We start from the raw sequence: 4,514 nt of genomic DNA on the forward strand, positions 1-4,514 counted from the left end.
CCCCTGCCCGCGTCCCGGCTTCCTCCGTCTTCTCCCCCTACTTGGCGGCGCGCACGATCAGGTCGGCCACCGTCTCCGGGTGCGAGACCGCCACCGAGTGCGAGGCATCCTTGACCTCGACGACCGCACGGGCGTGAGCGCGCTCGGCCATCCACTTCTGTGCGGCGATCGGGATGTTCTTGTCCTTGCCCGCGTTCACGAAGTACGACGGGATGGTGTGCCACGCGGGCTCACCGGCCTTCTCGCCGAGCGCGGTGTCGTTGATCGGCCGCTGCGTCGCCGCCGCGAGCGTCGCGTCCTTGCGGGACACGTCGGCCGCGAACTGCTGCCAGTACTTGTCCTGCTGGATCACGAGGTCCGTGCTGCCGTCGCCGAGCGGGATGCTCGACAGCGTGTCGCCGAGCGTGCTGCCGGGGAACTTGTTGGACAGCTCGAGGGCGCTCTCGCCCTTCTCCGGCGCGAACGCCGCGACGTAGACGAGCGCCTTCACGTTCGGGTTCCCGAGCGCGGCCTGCGACTGCACCATGCCGCCGTAGGAGTGCCCGGCGACGACGATCGGACCCTCGATCGTGGCGAGCACCTGACGCAGGTAGTTCGCGTCACCGGTCACCGACCGCAGCGGGTTCGCCACCGCCACCACCGGGAATCCCTTGCGCTGCAATCGTTCGACCACACCGTTCCAACTGGACGCATCGGCGAACGCACCGTGCACCAGCACGATGGTCGGCTTCTTCGTGCTCTGCTTGTCCTCCGAGGCACCCGCACCCGACGGGACAACCGCGGCCAGCGCCAGCAACGTCCCCAGAACGGCGAACACCTTGCGAACTCGCATTGCTCTCTCACTCTCTCGTCGGGCGCCTGATGGCGTCTCATCGTGCTCGATTAGGTCGTGCACGATGTAACTTACCCGACGAGTTACCTCGTACGCGATGTGTTTCAGGTCACTGAGCCTGGGATAAGGCCTTAGCGCTCGGCGCCGTGCTTCACGCGTTGCAGGGCCTTGCGGAGAACGGCGATCTCCTCGAGCGTCATGCCGAGCGCCGTGCCGAGCTGGCTGAACATCTCGGCACCGATCCACTGCAGCTCACGACCCTTGTCGGTGAGCTGGACGAGCACGGAGCGCTCGTCGTCGGGGTGCGTGACGCGCACCAGCAGACCACCCTTCTCGAGCCGCTTGATCAGCGGCGACAGGGTGCTGTACTCGAGGTCGAGCTCCTGGACGAGCTCCCGGATCGGCCGCGAGTCCCGCTCCCACAGCAGCAGCATCACCAGGAACTGCGGGTAGGTGATGCCCGCCTTGTCGAGGATCGGCCGGTAGAAGCCCGTGACGGCCCGCGACGTCGTGTAGAGGTCGAAGCACAGCAGGTCCGAGACCGTGGGGGTCACGGTGGACGGCGCGTCGGGAGTGGTGCTCACGCCGTTCAGGCTACTCGGGACGAACCGGGCGGGCGGCGAACTCGGCGTGCGGCGTCCCGGTGGGTGAGCACCGGTGCCGTGCACAACATCCGTGGCGATTGCCGACGCTCAGTACCGCACCGCCTGCCCGCGACGTGCCGCGCCTGCCTCGGTGTGCGGTGGTGGCCCGCGATGTGCGGTAGCGGTGGTCGAGCCAGGCCGAGTGTGCGGCCTGGCTGCTACCAGGGTTCGTCCAGCGCCGACGCCTCGTCGCCCGTGGTGCGCAGTTCGTCGCGCACCACGCGGTAGGCGAGGCCCTCGGCGTATCCCTTGCGCGCCAGCGCGCCCACCAGGCGGCGGATCTTCGCCGTCTCGTCGACGCCGGACATGGTGCGCAGGCGTTTGCGGACGAGCTCGCGGGCTCGTTCCTCCTCGGCCTCGCCGTCGACCGCGGCGACGGCCTCGGCCACCACCTCGTCGGCGACGCCCTTGCGGCGCAGTTCCATGGCCAGGGCGCGGCGGCCCAGGCCGTTGTAGGTGTGGCGGGAGCGCACCCACATCTCGGCGAACTGCGCGTCGTCGATCAGGCCGGCGCGGTCGAACTTGCCGAGGACGACCTCGGCCACGCCGGCGCTGATTCCCTTGCGCAGCAACGCGTCGTGCAGCTCCTGCCGTGAGCGGGCGCGAGCGGTGAGCAGCGCGTAGCAGATGTCCCGCGCTTTGCGCTGCTCCTCAGCCTCGTCCAAACCCGGCTACCCCTAGAACTCGACCGGCGCGGCGGGAGCGGTCTCGTCGGCGTCGAGGGTGGCGCCGATGCCGAGCTTGTCCTTGATGCGCTTCTCGACCTCGTTGGCGATGTCCGGGTTCTCCAGCAGGAACTTGCGGGCGTTCTCCTTGCCCTGGCCCAGCTGGTCGCCCTCGTAGGTGTACCAGGCGCCGGACTTGCGCAGGATGCCCTGGTCGACGCCCATGTCGATCAGCGAGCCCTCGCGGCTGACGCCCTTGCCGTAGAGGATGTCGAACTCGGCCTGCTTGAACGGCGGCGCGACCTTGTTCTTCACGACCTTGACCCTGGTGCGGTTGCCGACGGGCTCGCCGCCGTCCTTCAGGGTCTCGATGCGGCGCACGTCCAGGCGCACGGAGGCGTAGAACTTCAGCGCCTTACCACCGGTCGTGGTCTCCGGGGAGCCGAACATCACGCCGATCTTCTCGCGCAGCTGGTTGATGAAGATCGCAGTCGTGCCGGACGCGCTGAGCGCACCGGTGATCTTGCGCAGCGCCTGGCTCATGAGGCGGGCCTGCAGACCGACGTGGTTGTCGCCCATCTCGCCCTCGATCTCGGCGCGCGGCACGAGGGCGGCGACCGAGTCGATGACGAGGATGTCGAGCGCGCCGGAGCGGACCAGCATGTCCGCGATCTCGAGCGCCTGCTCACCGGTGTCGGGCTGGGAGACCAGCAGCGCGTCGGTGTCGACGCCCAGCCGCTTCGCGTACTCGGGGTCGAGGGCGTGCTCCGCGTCGATGAACGCGGCGATGCCGCCGGCCTTTTGGGCGTTCGCGACGGCGTGGAGGGCGACGGTGGTCTTACCGGAGGACTCAGGACCGTAGATCTCGACGACGCGACCCCGCGGCAGACCCCCGATGCCGAGCGCCACGTCCAGCGCGATGGCGCCGGTCGGGATGACCTCGATCGGGGCACGCCCCTCCTCGCCGAGGCGCATCACGGAGCCCTTGCCGAACTGCTTGTCGATCTGCGCCAGGGCCAGCTCGAGCGCTTTGTCCCGGTCGGGTGCTGCGGGTGCCATCTTGGGTCCACCTTTTGTCGTCTGCTGCCGTTGCTTCGTCATGTTGGACCTGACGCTACTGGCGGGGTCTGACAATTCTGCGAAGCCGGGGGTCGCGGCCACTGTAGCCGAACACGTGTTCGAGCACACGTGACACTCCGAACCGGCTGTTCAGCGACGATTTTCGGGAATTTCGAAGGCGTCGCAGACCGCGATCCAGACCTCCTTGGCGCCGATCCCCGCCTCCAGCGCCTGGTCGGCGGTGCGGCCGCCGAGCGACGACAGCACGTGGTCGTGGGCGATCATCTCGGCCCTGACCTGGCCGAACTCCCCTGCCATGAGTTTGCGGAACATCGTGATGCGCACCGGAGGACCCTAGCCAACGGGCTTGCGCAGCGATGCGAGCAGGCACACGACGAGCAGCGGCAGCGCGGTGAAGCCCACGATCAGCCCGAGCGCGGCGTAGGACCACGCCGTCACGACGATCCCCGACACCGCTCCCCCGACCGCGCCGCCGACGTTCATCACCAGGTCGGACAGGCCCTGCGCGGCGGGCCGGTCCGGCACCGGCACGGACTCCGTCAGCAGCGCCGACCCCGCCACGAGCCCCGCCGACCAGCCGAACCCGAGCAGCGCCAGTCCCGCGGCGAGCTGCGGGGCGTCGTGCGACGGCGCCATGCCCGCGACCCCGGACGCCGCCACCACGAGCGACGCGCCGATCGCGAGCACCGGCACGCGGCCGATCCGGTCCGCCAGCCACCCGAACAGGGGACTCGCGGCGTACATCGCGGCGACGTGCAGGCTGATCACGACGCCGACCACGCGCAACGACGACCCGGCGTGGTTCATGTGCACCGGCGTCATCGACATCAGCCCGACCATCGCCGTGTGGCACAACATCACTCCAACGAGTGCAAGTCGTGCCATCGGCCCGAGCGTCGCCCAGATCTTCAGGCCACCGGGGGAGGCGGAGCCGCCGGCGCAGTGCTGGGGTTCCACCGGACGGGTGCTCCTCACCACGACCAGCGGGTCCGGCCGCAGCCCGAGCTGCACCACCAGCACGGCCACGCCGAGCACGGCGGCGGCCAGCAGGAACGGCCCCACCCCCAGCGGCAGGCCGAGGGACGCGGCCACCCGTCCGGCGGGGTCGGCGAGGTTGGGGCCGATGATCGCGCCGATCATCGCCGCCCACACCACTCGGGACAGCTCACGCGCACGGCGGTGCGGGTGGGCCAGGTCCGTCGCGGCGTAGCGGGCCGCGTAGTTCGCGCTGGACGCCCCTCCGAACAGGACGAGCCCCGCCAGCAGCAGCTGCCAGGAACCGAGGCCCACGGC

At 69.8% G+C, this 4,514-nt stretch carries 6 protein-coding genes; all 6 read right to left on the bottom strand.

Annotated features, from left to right (window positions below; genetic code table 11):
• Positions 1-37: 37 nt before the first annotated feature.
• Positions 38-832, bottom strand: coding sequence for an alpha/beta fold hydrolase (locus ACFWGZ_RS39645; protein WP_382456740.1), 795 nt, complete (start codon positions 830-832; stop codon positions 38-40).
• A gap of 131 nt (positions 833-963) precedes the next feature.
• Complete coding sequence (locus ACFWGZ_RS39650) at positions 964-1,416, bottom strand: MarR family winged helix-turn-helix transcriptional regulator (protein ID WP_382456741.1); 453 nt, start codon at positions 1,414-1,416, stop codon at positions 964-966.
• Positions 1,417-1,634: 218 nt separating this feature from the next.
• On the bottom strand, positions 1,635-2,141 hold the full coding sequence (locus ACFWGZ_RS39655; protein WP_382456742.1) for a regulatory protein RecX: 507 nt from the start codon (positions 2,139-2,141) through the stop codon (positions 1,635-1,637).
• 12 nt (positions 2,142-2,153) lie between these two features.
• Entirely contained in the window at positions 2,154-3,200 is a 1,047-nt protein-coding gene (gene recA / locus ACFWGZ_RS39660; RefSeq protein WP_382456743.1) for a recombinase RecA, read from the bottom strand.
• A 150-nt stretch (positions 3,201-3,350) separates the two neighbouring features.
• On the bottom strand, positions 3,351-3,545 hold the full coding sequence (locus tag ACFWGZ_RS39665; RefSeq protein ID WP_382456744.1) for a DUF3046 domain-containing protein: 195 nt from the start codon (positions 3,543-3,545) through the stop codon (positions 3,351-3,353).
• 9 nt (positions 3,546-3,554) lie between these two features.
• On the bottom strand, positions 3,555-4,514 hold a 960-nt coding region (locus ACFWGZ_RS39670), incomplete at its 5' end, for an MFS transporter (RefSeq protein WP_382456745.1).

Source organism: Lentzea sp. NPDC060358, from assembly GCF_042725365.1.
Lineage (GTDB): Bacteria > Actinomycetota > Actinomycetes > Mycobacteriales > Pseudonocardiaceae > Lentzea.

Coding starts and splice junctions, on each gene's coding strand:
- ACFWGZ_RS39645 (WP_382456740.1), bottom strand. CDS start 832: ATGCGAGTTCGCAAGGTGTTCGCCGTTCTGGGGACGTTGCTGGCGCTG.
- recA (WP_382456743.1), bottom strand. CDS start 3,200: ATGGCACCCGCAGCACCCGACCGGGACAAAGCGCTCGAGCTGGCCCTG.